This window comes from Sphingomonas sp. SL1004 (assembly GCF_057815015.1).
The window spans coordinates 3,719,806-3,741,026 of sequence record NZ_JBYMUX010000001.1 but is presented as its reverse complement, the minus strand read 5'-3'; the positions used below and the strand labels follow the sequence as shown (position 1 = coordinate 3,741,026).

Annotated in this window: 16 protein-coding genes, 1 tRNA gene and 1 riboswitch; of the genes, 6 read left to right on the top strand and 11 right to left on the bottom strand. The window is 67.0% G+C overall.

What is annotated here, in order from left to right; all coding sequences use genetic code 11:
• Window positions 1–111 precede the first annotated feature (111 nt).
• The 3 genes from AC3D24_RS17105 to AC3D24_RS17095 all read left to right on the top strand — a co-directional run bounded on the left by AC3D24_RS17105 (window position 112) and on the right by AC3D24_RS17095 (window position 4,963).
• Entirely contained in the window at window positions 112–1,647 is a 1,536-nt protein-coding gene (locus AC3D24_RS17105) for a TadA family conjugal transfer-associated ATPase (RefSeq protein WP_277983403.1), read from the top strand.
• 620 nt (window positions 1,648–2,267) lie between these two features.
• Entirely contained in the window at window positions 2,268–3,488 is a 1,221-nt protein-coding gene (locus AC3D24_RS17100) for a pepsin/retropepsin-like aspartic protease family protein (RefSeq protein ID WP_489032330.1), read from the top strand.
• Window positions 3,488–4,963, top strand: coding sequence for a hypothetical protein (locus tag AC3D24_RS17095; protein WP_489032329.1), 1,476 nt, complete (start codon window positions 3,488–3,490; stop codon window positions 4,961–4,963). The genes AC3D24_RS17100 and AC3D24_RS17095 overlap by 1 nt, the downstream gene beginning before the upstream one ends.
• Here AC3D24_RS17095 and AC3D24_RS17090 read toward each other — a convergent pair.
• The gene (locus AC3D24_RS17090) at window positions 4,953–5,138 is read right to left on the bottom strand and encodes a hypothetical protein (protein WP_489032328.1); all 186 of its coding nucleotides are present in this window, start codon (window positions 5,136–5,138) and stop codon (window positions 4,953–4,955) included. The genes AC3D24_RS17095 and AC3D24_RS17090 overlap by 11 nt on opposite strands.
• Window positions 5,139–5,154: 16 nt before the next feature.
• Window positions 5,155–5,691 carry a polyhydroxyalkanoate synthesis repressor PhaR gene (phaR, locus tag AC3D24_RS17085; protein ID WP_489032327.1) on the bottom strand — a complete coding sequence of 179 codons (537 nt, stop codon included), beginning with the start codon at window positions 5,689–5,691 and terminating at the stop codon, window positions 5,155–5,157.
• A 14-nt stretch (window positions 5,692–5,705) separates the two neighbouring features.
• Here phaR and AC3D24_RS17080 point away from each other — a divergent pair, with 14 nt between their 5' ends.
• Together AC3D24_RS17080 and AC3D24_RS17075 are read left to right on the top strand one after the other, a co-directional pair.
• Window positions 5,706–6,764 (top strand): alpha/beta hydrolase, encoded by a 1,059-nt coding sequence (locus tag AC3D24_RS17080; protein WP_489032326.1) that lies wholly within the window; start codon window positions 5,706–5,708, stop codon window positions 6,762–6,764.
• Between the two features lie 33 nt (window positions 6,765–6,797).
• Window positions 6,798–7,985: an acetyl-CoA C-acetyltransferase gene (locus AC3D24_RS17075; protein WP_489032325.1), complete on the top strand. Its 1,188-nt coding sequence runs from the start codon at window positions 6,798–6,800 to the stop codon at window positions 7,983–7,985.
• Window positions 7,986–8,025: 40 nt separating this feature from the next.
• On the opposite strand, the gene alr is transcribed toward AC3D24_RS17075, so the two are convergent.
• From alr to cpdR, 8 genes are all read right to left on the bottom strand, one after another.
• On the bottom strand, window positions 8,026–9,051 hold the full coding sequence (alr, locus tag AC3D24_RS17070) for an alanine racemase (protein WP_489033202.1): 1,026 nt from the start codon (window positions 9,049–9,051) through the stop codon (window positions 8,026–8,028).
• Between the two features lie 67 nt (window positions 9,052–9,118).
• A complete protein-coding gene (locus AC3D24_RS17065) occupies window positions 9,119–9,895 on the bottom strand; it encodes an ABC transporter ATP-binding protein (RefSeq protein ID WP_489032324.1) in 777 nt (258 codons plus the stop codon).
• Window positions 9,886–10,854, bottom strand: a complete 969-nt coding sequence (locus AC3D24_RS17060; RefSeq protein WP_489032323.1) for a FecCD family ABC transporter permease — start codon at window positions 10,852–10,854, stop codon at window positions 9,886–9,888. Before AC3D24_RS17060 ends, AC3D24_RS17065 begins: the two co-directional genes overlap by 10 nt.
• 157 nt (window positions 10,855–11,011) lie before the next feature.
• Window positions 11,012–11,806 carry an ABC transporter substrate-binding protein gene (locus AC3D24_RS17055; protein WP_489032322.1) on the bottom strand — a complete coding sequence of 265 codons (795 nt, stop codon included), beginning with the start codon at window positions 11,804–11,806 and terminating at the stop codon, window positions 11,012–11,014.
• Window positions 11,803–13,653 carry a TonB-dependent receptor plug domain-containing protein gene (locus AC3D24_RS17050; RefSeq protein WP_489032321.1) on the bottom strand — a complete coding sequence of 617 codons (1,851 nt, stop codon included), beginning with the start codon at window positions 13,651–13,653 and terminating at the stop codon, window positions 11,803–11,805. The genes AC3D24_RS17055 and AC3D24_RS17050 overlap by 4 nt, the downstream gene beginning before the upstream one ends.
• Before the next feature lie 114 nt (window positions 13,654–13,767).
• Window positions 13,768–13,983, bottom strand: a riboswitch (cobalamin riboswitch).
• 35 nt (window positions 13,984–14,018) lie between these two features.
• Window positions 14,019–16,085 carry a TonB-dependent receptor gene (locus AC3D24_RS17045; protein WP_489032320.1) on the bottom strand — a complete coding sequence of 689 codons (2,067 nt, stop codon included), beginning with the start codon at window positions 16,083–16,085 and terminating at the stop codon, window positions 14,019–14,021.
• A 468-nt stretch (window positions 16,086–16,553) separates the two neighbouring features.
• Window positions 16,554–16,628: transfer RNA gene (locus AC3D24_RS17040), tRNA-Val, on the bottom strand.
• A gap of 44 nt (window positions 16,629–16,672) precedes the next feature.
• Window positions 16,673–17,050 carry a cell cycle two-component system response regulator CpdR gene (gene cpdR / locus AC3D24_RS17035; protein WP_055881295.1) on the bottom strand — a complete coding sequence of 126 codons (378 nt, stop codon included), beginning with the start codon at window positions 17,048–17,050 and terminating at the stop codon, window positions 16,673–16,675.
• Window positions 17,051–17,185: 135 nt separating this feature from the next.
• Between cpdR and AC3D24_RS17030 the strand changes: the two genes are divergently transcribed.
• Window positions 17,186–18,037, top strand: coding sequence for an N-formylglutamate amidohydrolase (locus AC3D24_RS17030; protein WP_489032319.1), 852 nt, complete (start codon window positions 17,186–17,188; stop codon window positions 18,035–18,037).
• Here the strand turns inward: AC3D24_RS17030 and AC3D24_RS17025 are convergent, their stop codons facing one another.
• Window positions 18,038–21,190, bottom strand: coding sequence for a helicase-related protein (locus tag AC3D24_RS17025; RefSeq protein ID WP_489032318.1), 3,153 nt, complete (start codon window positions 21,188–21,190; stop codon window positions 18,038–18,040). It lies immediately after the preceding gene.
• Window positions 21,191–21,221: the final 31 nt, after the last annotated feature.

Here is a 21,221-nt window from a genome sequence, read left to right as displayed (position 1 = left end):
GACCGCGATCAACCCTGCAGCCGATCCGACGACATCCACCATTCCGGTTTGGTTAGCGAATTATCAAGCCTTCGCGCCTAACCCGGTACGTACTTATCCAGGGATTTGGGCATGAGCGCATTCGGGCGTCGTAATGGCATGAGCGGGGGGCAAGCGGCCCGGCCCGCATTCGGCGTAGCCCGCCCGATGCAGGGTGGCGGCCCCGCGCCGCGATCCGAACCCGAGGGCGGCTCGCAATTCCCGCCGATCGAATCGCTGCCGATGCCAGGCGAATCGGACGGCTTCGGTCCCGGCACGATGCCCGGCACGCAGATGGACGCGATGCAGCGCCTCTCAGACCGCCAGAATGCGAGCGGCGAAGCGGGCAACAGCCGCGTCGAAGGTTTCGAACAGTCGATCCACAAGATCAAGGAGCAGGTCCTCCCGCGCCTGCTCGAACGCGTCGATCCGGAAGCGGCGGCGACGCTCGGCAAGGACGAACTCGCGGAGGAATTTCGCCCGATCATCGGCGAGGTGCTCGCCGAACTGAAGCTGACGCTCAACCGCCGCGAACAGTTCGCGCTGGAAAAGGTGCTGGTCGACGAACTGCTCGGGCTCGGGCCGCTCGAGGAGTTGCTGGCGGATCCGAACATCACCGACATCATGGTGAACGGCCCCGAACAGACCTATGTCGAGCGCAAGGGCAAGCTCGAACTCGCGCCGATCCAGTTCCGCGACGAGGAGCATCTGTTTCAGATCGCGCAGCGGATAGTGAACTCGGTCGGCCGCCGTGTCGACCAGACTTCGCCGCTCGCCGATGCGCGTCTGAAGGACGGCTCGCGCGTCAACGTGATCGTCCCGCCGCTGTCTTTGCGCGGTACCGCGATCTCGATCCGTAAATTCTCGGCGAAACCGATCACGCTAGACATGATGGCGGGCTTCGGCTCGATGTCGCCCAAGATGGCGACCGCGCTCAAGATTGCGGGTGCCTCGCGCTTTAACGTGGTCATTTCTGGCGGTACCGGTTCGGGCAAGACGACGATGCTCAACGCGTTGTCGAAGATGATCGACCCCGGCGAACGCGTGCTGACGATCGAGGACGCCGCCGAGCTTCGCCTGCAACAGCCGCATTGGCTGCCGCTCGAGACGCGGCCCGCCAATCTGGAGGGCCAGGGCGAAATCTCGATCCGCGACCTCGTTAAGAACGCGCTGCGTATGCGTCCTGACCGGATCATCCTGGGCGAAATTCGTGGCTCCGAGTGTTTCGACATGCTCGCGGCGATGAACACGGGTCACGACGGCTCGATGTGCACGCTCCACGCCAACTCTCCCCGCGAGGCGCTTGCGCGCATGGAGAACATGGTGATGATGTCGGACATCAAGGTGCCGAAGGAAGCCATCTCGCGACAGATCGCCGATTCGGTCGAGCTGATCATCCAGGTGAAGCGCCTGCGCGACGGTTCGCGCCGGGTGACCAACATCACTGAGGTGATCGGCATGGAGGGCCCGGTGATCGTCACGCAGGAGCTGTTCAAGTTCGAATATATGGACGAGTCGGCGGACGGGAAGATCCTGGGCGAGTACCGTTCGATGGGATTGCGGCCGTATACGCTGGAGAAGGCGAAACAGTTCGGGTTCGACCAGGCGTATCTGGAAGCGTGCCTGTAGGGGCTGCCGCTGCCTCATCGAGCGCCTTCCTACCCCACTGTCGTTACCACGGCGGAGAGCACCACTCCGGCGAAGGCCGGGGGCCAATTGGCAAGGTGGCAGTAATGGCATGCTGCCCTTAGCCATCGCTGTCCCCCAATTGGGCCCCGGCCTCCGCCGGGGTGGTGTATTTTCTATGCGCTGCGCAGCTTCTCGGGCTGGATAGTTGTCTGAGTTTGCTGGTTGGTTTCGACAGCCTCGCCCCCTTCTGCCGTCCTCACATCAAGGTGCAACCCCAACGATCCTCCCCCGCCAGAGGGGAGGTGTCGCCGAAGGCGACGGAGGGGGAGGACGCGCAACAGACAGGAGTCCGTTCCGCCCCCCCGGCTGGCAAGCGCCGGCCACCTCCCCCTGGCGGGAGAGGATCATCGATCGGCTTTTGCGCTCAAACCGAGAGAAGACTGTTTCCCTGCAAAAGCGGGGACTCAGACTGGACTCCCCCCTTCTCGGGAGAACATGGACGCGCGGACCGTCACTAGTCACTAGCCACGTCCTTGCAGCGAGGGGATAGGCCACTTCTTCTATGAGCACGCCCCGCCCGCGCTTGTACGCCGCGACCGACTCGTTAGGGACACCCCCTCATGCGCCGCGCCCTCTTCGCTCTCGTCCCGCTGATCGCGGTCCTCTTCGTCTCCGCGCGCGAGCCGGCACCGCCACCGGCCGCCGCCATCTCCCCCGCCGCGCGCGATCGCGGCGTCTACGCGCTCGCCACCGATACCGAAGCGCGCTGGGTGCCTTTCGACCTCACCCCCGGCAACCAGATCCGCTTCACGATGCAGCTCGATGGCCGCGACGTCATTGCGATCCTCGATACCGGCGTCAGCTACACGCTGCTCGCCAAGGCGTCCCCCGCGCTCGACACCACCAAGCTGGTCGCCGGTGGCCGGGCGACCGCGATCGGGGGATCGGTGGCGCTCGGCTGGATGCCGACCCGATCGGTCACGGTCGGCGGCCTGACCCGCACCGGCGGCGGCGTCACCGTCGCGGACCTGCCCGCGATCGCCACCGGCAGCGCCGCCGCGGTCGACCTGCTGGTCGGCGCCGACCTGCTCGCCGGCCACGCGCTCGACATCGATTACGCCGCGCACCGCTTCCGCCTGCTTCGTTCGGGCCGGTTGCCGTTCAAGGGCGAGACCGCACCGCTCCGCGTCTCCGCCGAGCGCAGCGTCTACGAAAGCGCGATAACCCTCGGCGGCCGACGCCTGGCACCGATCGTCGTCGACACCGGCGACGGATCCTCGATCACCGTCACCGCGCCCGGCTGGCAGGCGGCGAACCTGTCGCAATTGCCGTCCACCACCGCGATCTCGTTCGGGCTCGCGGGGCCAGCGGTCAGCGGACTCGCGATCGTACCCGACATCCGCGTCGGCGATATGCTCGCGCGCGCCACCGAAGTCCGCATCGAACCCGCGGACGGCTTTTCCCAAGCCATCGGCACGGCAGGCCGGATCGGCTCGGGCTTCCTCCAGAACTACCGCGTCCTGCTCGATCCCGGCGCACGCCGGATGGTCCTGAGCCGCGGCCCGAAAGCCGACACGCCGCCGCTCCGCTCGACCAGCGGGTTGCTCGTCGGCGTCGAAAAGGATCGGTTGAAAGTTCTTCACGTCATGCGCGGCGGCCCTGCAGCCGGGTCAGGCTGGAAGGACGGCGACCTGATCTGCTCGGTCGATGGAGCACCGATCTCCGCCGCATATCCGACCAGTCCGATCGCGTCCTGGTCCGCCGGCACGCCGGGACGCGTCGTCGCGCTGGGGCTGTGCGACGGCCCCGTTCGCCCCCTGACGCTCGCAAGCTTCTACTGATGTCGCGCAATCGCTGGATACACCATCGCTGGATACAGGCGCTGCTCCTGCTGCTGGTCGCGCTCGCGATCCGCGCCTGGGATTTCGGCAACCCGGTCATCGAGTATGACCAGCAATATTATCTGCTCGTCGGCGATCGCATGCTGCACGGCGCAGTGCCGTATATCGATCTTTGGGATCGTAAGCCGATAGGATTATTCGCGCTGTTTGCCGGCATCCGGATGCTGCCAGGCAACGGTATCCTCGCATATCAGCTCGTCGCGACCGCCTGCGCTTGGGCCACTGCGATCATCGTCCGCCAAGCGGCCAAAATCGTGGGGGCAAACGATCGAGGCGCCTTTGCAGCGGGAGTCGTGTATCTAGGCGCCATATCGCTAGTCGGCGGAAATGGCGGGCAGTCGCCGGTATTCTACAATCTGCCGATGGCGATTGCCGCATGGTTGACGCTACAGGTGCCGGCCAAGGCCGCGGAAGGTCGCAGCGGTGCGATCTTTGCGAGCGGCATTGTCTCGTGCCTGCTTGCAGGTATCGCCATCCAGATAAAATATACCCCGATGTTCGAGGGTGCTGCTTTTGGGTTGGCGCATATCTGGTTCTTGCGACGTTCGGGCACACCTAAAATTGGGCTTGTTGCTGCAATAGTCATCTGGACGGCCATGGGGCTCATTCCGACGCTGGCTGCAATCGGCTGGTACTATGCCGGTGGTGCTGTCGCGCTCGACGCATTCTGGTTTGCCAACTTTACGTCGATCGCGCTGCGCCGGGGCTATCCTGCAAGCGAACTCGCAATGCGATTGCTCGGCATAATCGCCCAGTTGTCGCCCCTGCTCCTCGCGACAGTTCTGACGTGGCGCGCTCGACCACGCAGCGGCGTACCACGCGAGACAATTATCCTCGGCTACGGTTGGTTGGCATCGGCGCTGATCGGATTCTTTGCGATCGGGACCTTCTTCGATCACTATTCACTGCCGTTGGTTACCCCATTCGTAATTTTGTCAGCCCCGACGCTGGGCCGGTCAGTGCGATTGCTGGCACTAGTTCTCGGCGGCACCGTTCTGATTCTGCTGGCGAAACGCGCGTTGATCCCGAACGACGCGCAAGGCGCCTACCGCGTCGCGCAGATCGTCGAAGCGAACAGCGGCGCCGAATGCCCCTACGTCTTTATCGGCGACACGGTGACGTATCATCTCGCGCACGCTTGCCTGCCTACGCCCTACGCCTTCCCTAACCTGCTGGCCTACGACACCGAACAGCATGCGACCGGGATCGACGAGGCCGCCGAGGTCCGCCGCATCCTGGCGAACCGTCCGCCCGTTATCGTCACGTCGGATCGGCGTCTGTCGATCTGGAACCGTGGCAGCCTGCGCGCGGTGAAGGCGGCGCTCGCCCGCGACTATCACCCGGTCTTCACGACGCCGCGCAGCCGGTGGCACACCGTCGTCTATCTGAGAAACGGGCGTCGGTTCAGGACTTGAACGCCAGTCCGATCGTGACGGCCAGCGCGATCAGCGCCAGCATCTGGACCGTCGGCCAGTCGACCCACCCGACCGAATCCGGATCGTGGCGCCGTCGCCTGCGCCGCTCGCCGAGCCCCGCGATCACGGCGAGCGCGGCCAACCCGCCGCTCGCGCTCCACAATATCGGTGCCACCGTTAAACCCGATCGCTCAGCCGAGCTTCTCGACCTTTTCCTGCAGCTTGGCGAGTTCGCTGCGCAATGCTGCGATCTCGTCGTCCTTGCTGGCGGCAGGTGCGGGCGCGGGCGACGCCATCGCCTGCGCGGCGACGTCGAACATCGCCAGGTTGCGCTTGGCGATGTCGGCGAACGGCGAATTGGCGAACGCGCCCTCAACCGCGGACTTGAACTGATCGTGGTTACGGCGGAAGCTGTCCATCGACGCCTCGAGATAACCGGGCACCATCGTCTGCATCGAATCGCCGTACATCGAGATCAGCTGGCGCAGGAAATTCACCGGCATCATCGTCTCGCCGCGGCTCTCCTCCTCCATGATGATTTGCGTGAGAACATTGTGTGTGATGTCCTCGTCCGTCTTCGCATCAACCACCTTGAAGTCGCGGCCCTCGCGGGTCATCGTCGCGAGATGATCGAGCGTGATGTAGGATGAAGTCTCGGTGTTATAGAGTCGCCGATTGGCGTATTTCTTGATGATGACGATTCCGTCGGCCGCCGGTTGCTTCTTCATGGATCCCCCGTCTTATGTTTGAAACGGAGGCTACAGTCTTTGATGACGCACCGCAACACGGTCCGCGCCCCCTGCCGTTGTTCCTATCCGTGCTGCGCAGCGAGACTGCAGCATCGCCCGAACGGATGGCCCGCGCGCTAGCCGGATTGCGCGCATACCAGTCGGCACCGCGAGAGAAACGGCCCGATCCGATGCCTGCGATCCACCGCGCCGGCCGCGTGTCGTTGCGCGATTACGGTGGCAGCGGACGCCCCGTGGTGTTCGTCCCGTCGCTGATAAACCCACCCGACATCCTCGATCATTCCGCGGAGACTTCGCTGTTGCGGTGGATCGCCGGACAGGGCTTTCACGCATGGCTGATCGACTGGGGATCGCCCGGCAGCGAGGACCGCGACCTCGATCTGGCGCTGCATGTCGAGCGCTTGCTGGTGCCGCTGCTCCAGGCGTTCGACGAACCGCCGGTCATCGTTGGCTACTGCCTCGGCGGCACGCTCGCGCTCGGTGCCGCCGCCATCATGCCCGTTGCGGGCGTCGCGGCGATCGCCGCACCCTGGCACTTCGCCGGCTATGGCGAAGGTCGCCCCGCCCTCGCCGCGACATGGGCCGCAGTAAGACCGGCGGCGGAAATGCTCGGCCTGTTACCGATGGAAGTGCTCCAGGCCGGCTTCTGGCAACTCGACCCGACACGTACGATCGCCAAATACGAAGCGTTCGCCGACCTCGCCCCCGACAGTGATGCGGCCCGCGCGTTCGTCCGACTCGAGGATTGGGCGAACGCAGGCGCCCCCCTTCCCTACGCCGCTGCCGCCTCGTTGTTCGAGGACTGCATCGCCAGCGACCTCCCCGGCAAAGGGCAATGGACGATCGCCGGCACGCCGGTCGATCCGCTCGCCCTCGCCTGCCCCACGGTCGAGTTCGTCTCGCTCAGCGACCGCATCGTCCCCGCCGCCACCGCGATCGGCCTCGCGGACCGCCGCGATCTCGGCGCAGGGCATGTCGGCATGATCGTCGGCCGGTCCGCCCGCGCGCGCCTCTGGGAACCGCTGGCCAACTGGATCGCCGCGCTCGACTGACCTACATGGGGTCCAAACATAGAGGATCCCGCCATGACCGACCTGAACTCGAACGACGTCGTCATCACCGCCGCCAAGCGCACCCCCGTCGGCAGCTTCCTCGGCGCATTCGCCACCACGCCCGCACACGAACTCGGCCGCATCGCGATCGAAGCCGCGCTCGAACAGGCAGGCGTCGCCGGCGAGGACGTCTCCGAAGTGATCCTCGGCCAGGTCCTCACCGCAGCCCAGGGCCAGAACCCCGCCCGCCAGGCCTCGATGGCCGCTGGCGTGCCCAAGGAAATCCCGGCATGGGGCGTCAACCAAGTCTGCGGCTCGGGCCTCCGCGCGGTCGCACTCGCGGCACAGGCGATCCAGACCGGTGACGCGACCATCGTCGTCGCGGGCGGCCAGGAATCGATGTCGCTCTCCGCGCACGCGCAGTCGATCCGCGGTGGCCAAAAGATGGGCAATCTCAGCCTCGTCGACACGATGGTCAGCGACGGCCTGACCGACGTCTTCAACGGCTATCACATGGGCATCACCGCCGAGAACCTCGCCGAGCAATACCAGGTCACGCGCGGCGAGCAGGACGCGTTCTCGGTCGCCTCGCAGAACAAGGCCGAGGCCGCGCGCGGCTCGGGCCGCTTCAAGGACGAGATCGCACTGGTCACGATCAAGGGCCGCAAGGGCGACACCATCGTTGCCGACGACGAATATATCCGGGCCGGCGCGACGATCGAGAGCGTCTCGGGCGTGAAGCCCGCGTTCAAGAAGGACGGCACGGTAACGGCCGCCAACGCGAGCGGCCTCAACGACGGCGCCGCCGCGCTGGTGATGATGCGCCGCGACGAGGCCGAACGCCGCGGCTCGACCATTCTGGCCACGATCAAGAGCTGGGCCTCGGCCGGCGTCGATCCGTCGGTGATGGGCATCGGCCCCGTCCCCGCCACCCGGCGCGCGCTCGAGAAGGCCGGGTGGACACTAGCCGACCTCGACCTGATCGAAGCCAACGAAGCCTTCGCCGCGCAAGCTTTGTCGGTCGGCAAGGAACTCGGCTGGGATGCGTCGAAGGTCAACGTCAACGGCGGCGCGATCGCGATCGGCCACCCCATCGGCGCCAGCGGCGCGCGCGTCCTGACGACACTGATCTACGAGATGCAGAAGCGCGATGCGAAGAAGGGGCTGGCGACGCTCTGCATCGGCGGCGGCATGGGCATCGCGATGTGCATCGAGCGGTAACGTTCACTCCTTTACCGGTCGCTCGCCACGAAGCGGCCGGTCAGGACCATGACCGGGAGTAGCGCGCGCCCATCCCGGTCAGCAGTTCATATTGCGACATCCCCGACAACGCGGCGGCGTCGGGCAGGGCGAAATCGAGCGCGATCCATGCGCCTTCCTGGATAGCCGCGACCGCAGTCACATCGACCGCGAGCAGGTCCATCGATACCCGGCCGATCACCGGCACGAGCTGACCGTCGATCGACGCCTTGCCGCGATCCGAGAACCCGCGGAAATAGCCGTCCGCATACCCCAGGCTGATGATCGCAACCTCGGTGTCGCGGGGGGCCGTCCAGGTCGCATTGTAGCCGACGGTATCGCCGGTCACGACGCGACGACGCTGGAGGATCTGCGCTTCGGGAGTTACGACGGATTGGATCGCTCCGGTCAGTTCGCCGCGGGGAATCCCGCCGTACAGCGCCAATCCGGGCCGGGTAAGATCGAATGCATAGCCTTCCAGCGCGATACCGGCGGAGTTGGCGAGGCTCATTCGTCTTGCCGATGTCTGCCCGGCAAGTGCGGCGAATGCAGCACGCTGGCGTTCGTTCATCGCCACATCCTCATCCGCGCACGCCAGATGACTCATCAGCGTTTCGATCGCGAGGCCATCGAGCAGGCCATCGGCGATGTCGTCCGCCGACACGCCTAGGCGGTTCATGCCGGTGTCGACCATGACGTCGCAGGCACCGCCGCCTGCCGCCTTCCAGCGTGCGACCTGCGTGGGCGTGCTGAGCACGGGCCGGGCGAAGCCGGTGGCCGCGGCAGGCATGTCGTCTTCGCGGACGCCGTGAAGGACCGACACGGTCAAGCCCAGTGGCGCGAGTTCGGCGGCTTCGCGCCAGTTGGAGACGAAAAAGTCCCGGCACCCCGCCCCCGCCAGCCGACGTGCGACTTCTGCCGCGCCCAGGCCGTAGCCGTTCGCCTTCACTGCCGCACCGCATGCAGCCGTGCCGCTCATGCGGTCGAGCGTGCGCCAATTCTGGACAAGGGCGTCGCCATCGAGGCGCAGGCGGAGGGGAGCGGGTATGTCGATCACCCGGCGCGGGATAGTGCCGCGGGCGCGGCGCGTCGACCGTCTATGCCGCGTGAGCTCGTTATGAATCGATGCGCCCGACCGGCACGAGCAGGCGTCGACCATCGTCTTCGAGAGGAGCAACGCGGACGCCGAACACCCGCGCCAGCGTCTCCGCGGTCATAACCTCAGCGACCGTGCCGGAGGCGACGACGCGACCGTCCGCGATCAGCAGCGCATCGTCCGCCGCGCGCTGGGCCTGGACGAGGTCGTGCAGAACGATCGCGACCCCCGCCCCGCCTGCCGCGTAGGCACGCAGACGCGCGAGCAGGTCGATCTGGTGCGAGGGATCGAGGCTGGCGAGCGGCTCGTCGGCGAGCAGCCAGCGCGGTTCGCCCGCCAGCACGCGCGCGAGCAGGACGCGCGCGCGCTCGCCGCCGGAGAGTTCGCCGACCGGGCGATCCGCGAGGTGCGTGGTCTCGGTATCGTGCATCGCCCGCTCCATCGCGGCCAGATCGGCAGGCGACGGCGCTGCATGGGCGCCAAGGTGCGGCAGGCGGCCGAGCGCTACGACATCACGTGCGACGATGTTCCAGTGCACCGTCGCGTCCTGCGGGAGGTAGCCGATCGCACGTGCGCGGGCGCGCGGGTCCATCGCCGCCACGTCCTGCGTATCGAGCCGGACGCTTCCTCCGCCGCGAGCGACGAGTGCCGCGGCGGCTTTGACCAGCGTGCTCTTGCCAGCGCCGTTAGGGCCGAGGATCGCGGTGACGCGGCCGGGGCGCAGGTGCGCGGACACGTCCTGGAGGACAGTGCGCTTGCCGAGCTTCACGCTCAGTGCATCAATGATCAGATCCACGCGCGGCCCCGTTCCTTGACCAGTAACCCGAGAAAGAACGGCGCCCCGATCAGCGCCATCGCGACACCGAGCCGGACTTCGCCTGCGCCGGGTGCGAGGCGAACGAGACTGTCCGCGGCGAGGACCAACGCTGCGCCACCAAGCGCGGAGGGCAGCAAGAGCGCTCCCGGTCGGTGACCGAAGACGGGCCGCAACAGATGCGGCACGACGAGGCCGACGAAGCCGATCACGCCGGTGACTGCGACACCCGCGCCGATGACGAGTCCGGTGCCGAGCACGACCAGCCAGCGCACCCGGCCCATCCGCACGCCCAGCGACCGCGCCGCCGCCTCGCCCAGCGACAGCGCATCGAGCGAGCGACCGGTGAACATGAGCAGGACCGCGCCGAGCAGCATCGGCGGCAAGGCCAGCTTGATGTCGTCCCAGCCGCGATCGGTCAGCGCGCCCATGATCCAGTCGATCACCTCGGCGACCGCATAGGGGTTCGGCGCGATCGAGATCAGGAACGCGGTCAGCGCACCGGCGAGGCTGGCGAGCACGGTGCCGGCGAGGATGAAGGTGATCGCGCTCGGCGACCGCCACGTCAGCGCGGCGAGCAGCGCCACCGCCCCCCCTGCCCCCAGCATCGCGGCTGCAAAGATCGCAGGCCCGGGGCCAATCCCGAAGAGTATCGCGGCGACCGCCCCCAGCGCTGCGACCGACGACACGCCCACGACCGCAGGATCTGCGAGCGGGTTGCGGAGATACCCCTGCAATACCGCGCCCGACAGCCCGAGCGTCGCGCCGAGCGCGAGCCCCAGCACGGCGCGCGGCAGGCGGAGTTCGAGGATGATCCACCAGCGCGGATCGGTCGAGAACCAGGTGTCGAGCGGCACCCAGACTTTCCCGCACCCGAGCGACAGTCCGAACAGCACGACCACCAGGACGGCCAATACGGCAAGTTTGAGCGCGCGGGTCATCACAGGACCGCCGCAAGCATACCGACCACTGCCGCCACCCCGGCGAAGGCCGGGGCCCAATTGGGGGACGAACGTGACGGCGTGCAGCACTCGGTTATTGCCGCCATTCCAATTGGGCCCCGGCCTTCGCCGGGGTGGTTTGGGTATGGGTATCGCATCACAGCGCCGCCCGGATCGCGGCGAGGCGTTCAAGCGCGGGCGGAATGGTCGGCCCGCCACAGTTGATCAGGACGCGCGGGAAGACGGCTTGCGGCGTGTTCGGCAGCAGCCGGTGGCGCAGTGCCGTGCCCCGACCGACGCGTTCCGACGCGATCACCACCGCAGGCGGACGCGTCACGATCGTCTCGGCGGACACCGTGCCGGTATGCGTCAGGCCGTAAGTCGCGGCAGCGTTGCGGAAGCCGACGCGCGTCATCATCTCGTTCAGCAACGTGCTCCCCCCGGTCGCCAGGTCTCCGCTGATATAAAGCAAGGCGCTCGGCACCCCGCCATCCTTGCGGCTCCATCGCGCCACCGCACGATCGATATCCGCATTGATCCGCGCGCCGCCCGCAGGTGCACCGACGGCATCGGCAATCTGCGTGACCTGCGCCTGGCTTTCCGCAATCGAGTCCGGAATGCCGAGCAGCAGCGTCTTCAACCCGGCCCGCGCGTACGCCGCCTGGGTAGCAGGCGGCGTATAGGTGCTGGCGATGACGAGATCGGGATGCAGCGCGATCACCTCCTCGGCAGTCCCCGCGGTCGCACGAAAACGGCCCGCGACGTCGAGCGGAATCGAGGTCGCGGCCGGATCCTGCGAATACCGGCTGATCGCGGCGATCCGCGAGGCCGGCAGGATCCGGACCAGCACCGAATCCACGCACGGGTTGGTCGAGACGATCCCCCCGCCTCCGCTCGGTGGTGCTGCACATCCGCCGAGCAGCAGGGCGGCGAGGATTGCCCCCGACCTCATTTCAGGCGCAACCGCACGCCGCCATACGCCGCACGGCCATAGGTGCCGTAGCCCGTGACCGTCTGATAACTCGCGTCGGTGACGTTATCGACACGACCGTAGATCGCGAACCGCTCACCGATCGGGAACTCCGCACGGACGCTGCCGATCGCATAGCCGTCGATCCGCGTCGTGTTGCCGGCATCGTTGAAGCTGTCGTCGACCAGCGACACGGTGCCGCCGACCGAGAGCCCGAACCCGAACCGGTAATCGGCGTTGACGCTGGCGGTCTGCCGCGGGCGACGCGCGAGTTCGTTGCCGTAATTCGCGCCGATCGAGCGGTTCTCGGTGTGGATGTAGCTGTAGTTGGCGGTGAGCGTCAGCGCATCGACCGGACGCAACGCCAGCGTGAACTCGACTCCGTCCGCCTCGGCGCGCGCGATGTTCTGGTAGGTGTACGTCTCCAGATCGAAATCGATCTGGTTGCGCGTGCGGCGGTTGAAATAGGTCACGCCGACGCGGGCCCGGTCGCCGAGGAACGCCTGCTCGACGCCGATATCGAAATTGCGTGCCGTCTCCGGGTCCAGATCGCGGTCACCATATTCGGAGAAGAGCTGGTACAGCGTCGGCGCCTTGAACCCTTCACCATAGCTTGCGCGGACGGTGGTGCCGGTCCGCAGCGCCAGCGCCGCGTTCGCGCCGAACGTCGTGTGGTTGCCGAAATCCTCGTGATCGTCGTTGCGGACGCCGCCGGTGATCGTGAGGATGTCGAGCGGCTTGACGATCAACTGGCCGTAAACGCTGGTGATTCCGGTATCGGCATAGGTGAAGCCGTCATTGTAACGGCTGTTCTCGCGCTCCACGCCGGCGACGACGCGGACCTGGTCGAGCGGGCGAAAGTCGCCTTGGTATTCGTAGCGCTCGCTACGGCCGCGACCGATGAACGACGGGTCCGCGCCGAACGCCGGCTCGTAATTGTCGCGGTCGATGTCGGCGATCGTGAACGCGACCCGGTTGTTGAACCGTCCGTCGGCGAAGTTCGCGTGCAGCCCCGCATAGCCGTAAAGCTCCTGCGTCTTGCTATAGTCGGCGGTGTCGGCAAGCACATAGTCGGGCGCCGGGAAGCCATCCAGTTCGCCCCGGCTGTCCGCGAAATACCCGCGCAGGTCGAGGCCGATCCCTGGCGCGAACTCGACGCCGAGCCGTCCGGTCGCGCCATATTGACGATACCCGTCCCGCTCCGTCCCGTCAGCGGCCGATGAAATCCCGTCGGTCTTCAGATACCCGCCGGTCAGCGATCCCGACACTGGCCCGGTCTTCCCCAACACGCCTGCGCTCGCGAACACGCTGTCGGCATAGCCATATTCGGCGTTGGCGCGCGCCTGCAAACCCTCGCTCGGTGCGGCGGTGATGATGTTGACGACGCCGCCGATCGCCTGGCTGCCCCAAGGCACCGAGTTCGGTCCGCGCAACACTTCGATCCGCTCGACCGAACTCGACAGGAGATTGCCGAAATCGAAGCCGCCGCCGGTCGACGACGGATCGTTGACCCGCACGCCGTCGATCACCACCAACGTCTGGTCGGACTCGGCACCGCGGATCCGCACACCGGTCAAAGCACCCAGCGTGCCGTTGCGCGTCACGGTAACACCCGGCGTGGTCGCGAGCAGGTCTGACACGACGACGGTCTGGCGGCGCTCGATCTCGGCGCGGTCGATCACGGTCACCGCCTGGCCGACTTCGCTCGCGGGTTGCGCGACGCGGGTCGCGGTGACGACGACTTCGGGCGCGTCGCTGTCGGGGATGTCCTGCGCATAGGCCGGCGATGCGATCAGCGCGGCGCTCAGGAGAAGGAGAAATTTCGTCATGGGTTACGTCCTGAAAAGCCGCTCGCGACCATTCGCGAAACGGCAGACGTCTCTCACTCGAGGGAACTCCATTTGACCGGAGCGCTCGTCCGCGCCGGAGCACCCGCCCGCGCAGTGGATCGACCGTGAGGGGCAGGTCTCCTGGCTTCCGGGTCATCGCCTCCACCCCGCCTTCCCAGATCGAAACCCAGTGGCGTAATCGGGGTGGCCGCTTTCCGGTCACAGTTGCGGGGACAGCGCCGGCCTTGCGGATTTGGGTCCTGACGACCTGCCCGCGCACCGACTTCCCTTTTGATCCCGTCGCCGGGAACCCTTCACGCGCTCGGCATTAGTCGCACGCCATGCACGGGTCAACGCGTGCCGGTTCAGCGGATCCCGTAGCGCAACCCGACCCAGATCGTCCGCGGTGTCGCGCGTTCGACGATGTTCGCCCCGCTGATCCCCGCCTCGACCCGCTCGTTGAACAAATTCTCGCCGCGCAGTTCGGCGACCAGCGATCGCATGATCGGCAGCGCGGCATACGCATCCAGCGTCGTCGCCGGATCGAGTACGCGCGTATTCTGGTCGTCGTCATATTGCTGGCCGATGTGCCGCACGGTCAGCGACAGCGCGGCCGCGTCGTGCCGCCAGTCGACGGTCCCCGACACCTGATCGCGCGGCGTCTGTGCCGGTCGCAAACCATCGAGCGCAGCCGTGATTCCCGATCCCTCGACCTTCGAGTTGGTATGCGACCACGACGCCTGTACGCCGAAGGCGCCGGGTCGATACGACGCATCCAGCTCGAACCCATGCGCTCGGATCGCATCGAGGTTCTGGCGCACGCGGTAGGTCGTCACCCCCGGCAACACCTGCGTCGGACTGGTCGTCGTGACGTTGGCGATCGCATCCTTCAGCCGGTTGTAGAAATAGGTCGCTGCGATGCTCACCCCCGGCGCCGGCGTCAGCGTGATGCCGCCCTCGACCCCGGTCAGTCGCTCCGGCGACAACAGCGCATTCGCCGCGGTCGCATCGTTACCGACGCGGAACGGGCGATACAGTTCATTGAGCGTCGGCAACCGCCACCCGCGATAGCCGGCGGCGCGCAATGTGATCGCGTCGAGCGGCTTGTACGCCACGCCCGCCCGCCCGGTTGTCTCGCTGCCGTTGCGGTCCGCGTAGCGCAGATTGGTCAGTGCCACGCCGGTCGCCAGCGGACGTTCGGACAGATAGCCGCCATCGATCGACCACCAGTCGACCCGCCCGCCGAGGCTGAAGGTGAAGTCGCCTGCGACCAGGCTGCCATCGGCGAACACGCCGGTCGTCGTCGTGCTCCCCCCCGCTTCGCGCCGCCGCGTCGGGACCGCGTTCACGAACGTATAGAGCTCCTGTGTCTTGCCGCTGACGTCGCGGATATCCGCGCCGAGGCGCAACGTGATGCTCTCGCCCAAGGGCGGCGCAATCTCGACGCGTCCGCCCAGCCCGGTGGCCGGCGTATTATACTGGTTCAGCGACTGGATCGCGGTCGTCCGCGCGGCATTGATGCTGTTGAAGCTGCTCGCGAACGCGCGCGTCTGCAGATAGGCGAGCGCGGAATACGCCCAGTTCCCGCGCCCGATCAGGCGGATGCTGGCGTCGGCGCCTCCGCTCTTGTTGTCGGTAAAGTCGCTGCCGCGGTCGCGCTTGTCGGTGAACGCGCTCGCATTCATCTGCAATTCGGTCTTCGCGCCGATCCCGACGACGGTCCGCAGCGCACCCGACGCCTGTTCGTACGGGGCTGGTCGATCAACGATCCCGCGGCTTTCCTCGACGGTCGGCGTAAAGCCGTCACCGCGTGCATAGGCCCCTGACAAGGTGGCGAATCCCGATCCACGGACCAGCGCCGCAGAGCCCTGCGCGTCGACCGAGTCACGGCTGCCATAGGCGACGCTGCCCTGGAACGGGGTCAGTTGATCGGGCGTCGCGCTTTCCAGCTCGACCGTCCCGGCCAAGGCTCCCGGCCCCTGATACCCGCTGCCGCCGCCGCGCGTGACGCGGATGCGGCCGAGCCGCCCCGTCGCATACGCCGGAAACGCGACCCATCCGCCGAACGGATCCGCCTGCGGGACGCCATCGAAGATCAGCAGCGCGCGGCTCGACGCGTTACCACCAATGCCGCGCAGCGAAATGCCTTGGCTGGTCGGGTTGGCACTGCGCGAATCCGAGCGACGGAACTGCTGCAGGCCGGCGACGTCGGCGAGGATGCTTTCCAGCCGATTGCTCGCATTCGCCTGGATCCGGTCGCGCTCGATCGTGACGACGTCGTATGCGCGGTCGCCTGGCGCCGCCTCGAGCCCGCGACCAGTGACGACGATGTCGGGAGTCATCTCCGGGGCTGGCGCGCCGATCGACTGGGCAAAAGCCGGACCCGACGAAAGAAGTGCGAGGGCCAAGGCGGGAAGCGAGGTGCGTATCATCGGCGCCGCATGGCAGGATTCCGCGGCAGGACAAGCCCGGACGCTTGGCGCGACATCGTTTTCGAACACTCCGCACATCGTCGACAGTCGCGGTCGGTGTCTATCGATCGGCGCGTGCCATCGACCATCGCACGGCAAAATGTCGTGATGGACGATGCGCGTCGCCTTCTCGGTCGAAACGCAAGCCCGCTTCTAGCCTGGTCGCCGGACGAGAGGATCGCGGCCTGACTCCTTGTACGACGTGGCACTTGATCGGTACCGGGAATCGCGACGCCCGTTGCGGCGTACCACCGATGCGGGCCGACGCAGGCGCGCATCACGACGCATGGCCGAAGGAGGTACCGAAACGCGGCCTAGCGCTGTCTCGCCAGGATGATCGAGCGCAAACGGCCGGTCCGCCTCGCTCACACCGTCCAGCTGCAGATGCAAAAAAGCCCTGGTAGCTCATCGAGCTACCAGGGCTTTCTATGGTGGGCGTGGCAAGGATTGAACTTGCGACCCCTGCGATGTCAACACAGTGCTCTACCACTGAGCTACACGCCCGCCGGAGGGCTCCACTAGCCGCGGTTATCGCGGGGTGCAAGCGCTCAATGCATGCCGGTGACATTATCCATCTCGAACAGCCGATCGACCTCGGCGACCAGGTCGCGCAGGTGGAACGGCTTGGACAGCACGCGCGCCTGCGGCATCGCCCGCCCGGCCTTCAACGTGACCGCCGCAAAGCCCGTTATGAACATCACGCGGAGGTCCTTGCACATCTCGCCGGCCTTCTGCGCCAGCTCGATCCCGTCCATCTCGGGCATGACGATATCGGTCAGCAACAGATCGAACGTCTCGGTTTCGAGCAGCGGAATCGCTGCCGTCCCGCGATCGACCGCGGTCACCGCATATCCGGAGCGTTCGAGCGCCCGCGTCAGATACTCGCGCATGACCTGATCGTCTTCGGCCAGCAGGATTCGCAACATCGATCAAAAGTCCCGTTTTCGCACAGTGTTCCGTACAGTGTTTCGTACAGCGTTTCGCATACCGACCTACGCCCAAAGCGGTTAAGATTTCCAGATCGATTGCCCGCACCGCACGCTCGCCCTAGCGTGTGCGGCATGCACGCATCCCCCTATGAACGCCTGGGCGCCATGCCGCCCGCGAGCCCGGTGGTGATCTCCGTGCCGCATGCTGGCCGCGATTACCCGCTCGCGCTGATGACTGCGTTGCGCGTGCCGCTGGCGGGCGTGCTGCCGCTCGAGGACCGGCTCGTCGATGCGGTCGCGCGGTCTGCGCGGACCGACCAGACCGCGATCATCCAGACCCGCGCGCGCGCCTGGATCGATCTGAACCGCGGCGAGCATGAGCGCGATCCGCTGCTCGACGAGGGCGCGGCCGCAGTTCCGCTGGCGCAACAATCTGCCAAGCTGCGCAGCGGACTGGGGCTCGTTCCACGACGCGCATCCGGTGCCGGCGACCTGTGGGCGCGGCGCTTCACCGATGCCGACGTAACCGCGCGGATCGCGAACGACCACCGCCCCTATCATGCCGCGCTGGCCGCGGCGCTGGCGGCGGCGCATGCGCGGTTCGGCATCGCCGTGCTGCTCGACGTGCATTCGATGCCGCCGCTCAATACGCCGGGAGGAGGGGCCCGGATCGTCATTGGCGATCGATTCGGCCATTCCGCAGCACCCCGGTTCGTCGGCCGGATCGAGGCTGAATGCACCGCCCGCGGCTTTTCGGTCGGGCTCAACGCGCCCTATGCGGGCGGGCACATCCTCGAACGACATGCCCGGCCTGACATCGGCATCCACGCGATACAGCTCGAATTCGACCGTACGCTGTACCTCGACCGGAAGCTGCACGCGCCGGGTGCAGGGTTTGCGCGCGTCGTCGACCTGTTGCGCGCGACGTTGGTGGCGCTGGCGGACGAGGCGCTGTCGATACCGCTGGCGACCGCCGCCGAGTAATCAGTCGGTCAGCGCGTCGAGCAGCCCCTCGATCCGCTCGGCACGCTCGATCGGATCGGCGATAGCGAGTTCGGCGATCCACCGGCCGTTCTTCTCGACCAACTCGTCCAACGGCTTGTCCGTGCGCTTGTCATGCGGCGTGAACGCGATCGCGGCTGGCCCTGCATCGATCCGCCGGATGGCCGCGGCGCGCGCCAGCATGCGGATCCGCGCTACCAACAACAGATGCCGCGCTGAATCCGGTACGACACCGAAGCGATCCTCCAGTTCCGCCTCGAACTGATCAAGCGCCGCGACATCGTCCAGCCGCGCGAGCCGACCGTAGAGCGACAGACGCACTTCCTCCTCGGGAATCCACGCCTCGGGCAGGCTTCCGCCCACCTCCAGGTGAAGGTCGGGCACCCAGTCATCGACCTCTTCGCCCCGCGCCAGCCGGAGGGCGCGACCGAACAGATGCTGGTACAGGTCGATCCCGATCAGCTTCATGTGCCCGGCCTGCGCCTCGCCGACGAGATCGCCTGCGCCGCGCAGATCGAGATCGCGCGCGCTGATCGCAAACCCCGCGCCGAGCCGGTCGAACGCCTGCAACGTCCGCAGCCGCTTCAGCGTGGCCTCGGCGATCGTCGCCTCGCCGTCGGTCAGCAGCATGATCTGCCCGCGCCGCCCACCACGACCAACCCGCCCGCGCAACTGATGCAGCTGCGACAGCCCGAACCGGTCCGCATGATGCACGATCATCGTGTTCGCGCGCGGCACGTCGAGCCCCGCCTCAATGATGTTGGTCGCCAGCAGCACGTCGCCATCCCCCGCCGCGAACGCGACCATCGCCTCGTCGATCTCGGCTGCGGGCATCTTGCCGTGCGCCTGGACCAGCCCGAGTTCGGGCACGAGCTTGGCGAGCTTCGCGGCGAGCGGCGCCATGTCGTCGATCCGCGGCACCACGACGAAGCTCTGGCCACCACGCGCCCGCTCGCGCCGCAACGCCGCGCGCACGGTCGCGTCGTCGAAGGTCGCGACCGACGTACGGATCGGCTGGCGACGCGCGGGCGGGGTCGCGATCACCGACAGACCCTGAAGCCCGATCATCGCCGATTGCAGCGTCCGCGGGATCGGCGTGGCGCTGAGCGTCAGGACATGCCCCGCCCCGAGTGCATGGAGTTTCGCCTTGTCCGCGGCACCGAAACGCTGTTCCTCGTCGATCACGACGAGTGCTAAATCGTGATAGTCCACGCCCTTGCCTGCGATTGCGCCGGTGCCGATCACGACACCGATCGATCCGTCCGCGAGCCCCGCTTTCACACGCGCTTTCTCGGTGGTGCTGGACAAGCGTGACAAGCCGGCGACGGTGACGCCACTGCCCGCGAACCGCTGTGTAAACGTCTCGATATGCTGGCGAACCAGGACGGTCGTCGGTGCCGCGATCGCCACCTGTCGGCCCGCCAGGGCGACCGCCGCCGCAGCCCGCAACGCGATCTCGGTCTTGCCGTAGCCAACGTCGCCTATCACGAGCCGATCCATTGGCCTGCCACTCGACAGATCGGCCAGCGTCGTGGCGATTGCCCGCGCTTGGTCCGGCGTTTCGGTGAACGCAAAACCTGCTGCAAAGCGTTCGTACGCAGCACGGTCGGGGATGATCGGATCGGTTGTCTGGGCACCCCGTTCGGCCGCTATGGCAGCGAGATCGCGGGCGCTTTCCGCGATGGCAGTATCGATCGCACCGCGTCGCTTCTGCCACGACGACCCGTCGAGCGCGTCGAGCGTCACTGCATCGGCGTCCGCGCCATAGCGCCAGATCCGGTCGGCCTCCGCGACCGGCACGAGCCGACGGCCCTCCTTGGCATAGCCCAATACGACCGCATCGCCGTCATTCCCGGGCAGCTTTTCGAGCCCGCGTATGACGCCGATCCCGAACTCCTCGTGTACGATCACGTCGCCGCAGCGCAGTTCGCTGAATTGCCCGGCGAACGCATCGCCCGCGCTGCCGCCGATCTCGTCCCCGCGAGCGCGACCGCCCAGCAGGTCGGCGCCAGCGATCACGGTAACGCCGGGAACCGCAAAACCCCGGTCGACCGGCGCGACCAGCATCACCGCGGTGCCGGGTTTGGCCGCCATGACGTCCGACCAACTGTCCACAGCGGTGAACGCGATCTTGGCATTCCGTTCGAGCCGGGGTTGCAGAAAGCGCAGATCGCGCGGTGAGCCGACCAGCACCAGCCGCGACTCCGCCAACACCCCGCGCACAAACTTCGCAAACCCGCGCGCCGGATCGCGCTGTTCGATGAACCGCGGCGGCGTCTCGCCGGCGGGCTCGATCGTCAGCATTTCGCGCTTGGCGATCTCGGCACCCCATGCCTTGGCCGCGATCAGATCGTTCGACGCCTTGCGCCGCGGCAGACCGTCGGCGGCGATGGCGAGGAACTTCGTACGGCGGCGATCTGCATCCGGATCGAACGCGACGGCCGCTCCCGGCAGATGCGCGAGGATCGAATCACCCTCCTCGGCCACGGGTTCGGTCGCCCGCCCGATCTCGACGATCTCGATGTCCGCCGACCCCAATTGCGAGACCGGATCATATTCGCGGAGTGCAGTGATGTGCCCATCGGCAAATTCGATCCGCACGGGCGCTTCGCGGTCCGCCGGGAAGATGTCGATGACGTTGCCGCGCACGGCGATCTCGCCCGGTTCGTCGATCCGGTCGTCGACGATATAGCCGATCTCCTCGGCGGTCGCGGCAAAGGCCTCGACGTCGAGTGCGTCGCCGACCGCCAGCCGCGGCGGCGCGGCATCGAACATCGCCGGTGCGGGATAGCGCACCGCGGTCGCCTCCGCGGTCGTGACGAGCAGGATCGGCCCGGTATCGGCCGCGATGGCCGCCCTGACATGGCGTAACGCGGCTACCCGTCGACCCACGTTGGCAGGCGAAGCAGGCGCATCGTCGCCGGGCAACGCGTCGCTCGACGGCAAATGCACGACCACAGCCTGTGGCGCGAGCGCGGCTGCGGTCGCCGCGATTTCGCTCGCGCGCTGATCGTCGGCGGCGACGAACAGGATGTCACCCTCGGTCAGCCGTGCGGCTAGCGTAACGGCAGTCGGCGCCGGCGGCACAGCGCACGCAGCGATTTCGGTCTCGACCTGTTGGCTACGCTGAAGCACTCGCATTCCTCTCGCTGGTGGAAGTCAACGA

Coding starts and splice junctions, on each gene's coding strand:
- AC3D24_RS17105 (WP_277983403.1), top strand. CDS start 112: ATGAGCGCATTCGGGCGTCGTAATGGCATGAGCGGGGGGCAAGCGGCC.
- AC3D24_RS17100 (WP_489032330.1), top strand. CDS start 2,268: ATGCGCCGCGCCCTCTTCGCTCTCGTCCCGCTGATCGCGGTCCTCTTC.
- AC3D24_RS17095 (WP_489032329.1), top strand. CDS start 3,488: ATGTCGCGCAATCGCTGGATACACCATCGCTGGATACAGGCGCTGCTC.
- phaR (WP_489032327.1), bottom strand. CDS start 5,691: ATGAAGAAGCAACCGGCGGCCGACGGAATCGTCATCATCAAGAAATAC.
- AC3D24_RS17080 (WP_489032326.1), top strand. CDS start 5,706: ATGTTTGAAACGGAGGCTACAGTCTTTGATGACGCACCGCAACACGGT.
- AC3D24_RS17075 (WP_489032325.1), top strand. CDS start 6,798: ATGACCGACCTGAACTCGAACGACGTCGTCATCACCGCCGCCAAGCGC.
- AC3D24_RS17060 (WP_489032323.1), bottom strand. CDS start 10,854: ATGACCCGCGCGCTCAAACTTGCCGTATTGGCCGTCCTGGTGGTCGTG.
- AC3D24_RS17055 (WP_489032322.1), bottom strand. CDS start 11,806: ATGAGGTCGGGGGCAATCCTCGCCGCCCTGCTGCTCGGCGGATGTGCA.
- AC3D24_RS17050 (WP_489032321.1), bottom strand. CDS start 13,653: ATGACGAAATTTCTCCTTCTCCTGAGCGCCGCGCTGATCGCATCGCCG.
- AC3D24_RS17045 (WP_489032320.1), bottom strand. CDS start 16,085: ATGATACGCACCTCGCTTCCCGCCTTGGCCCTCGCACTTCTTTCGTCG.
- cpdR (WP_055881295.1), bottom strand. CDS start 17,050: ATGTTGCGAATCCTGCTGGCCGAAGACGATCAGGTCATGCGCGAGTAT.
- AC3D24_RS17030 (WP_489032319.1), top strand. CDS start 17,186: ATGCACGCATCCCCCTATGAACGCCTGGGCGCCATGCCGCCCGCGAGC.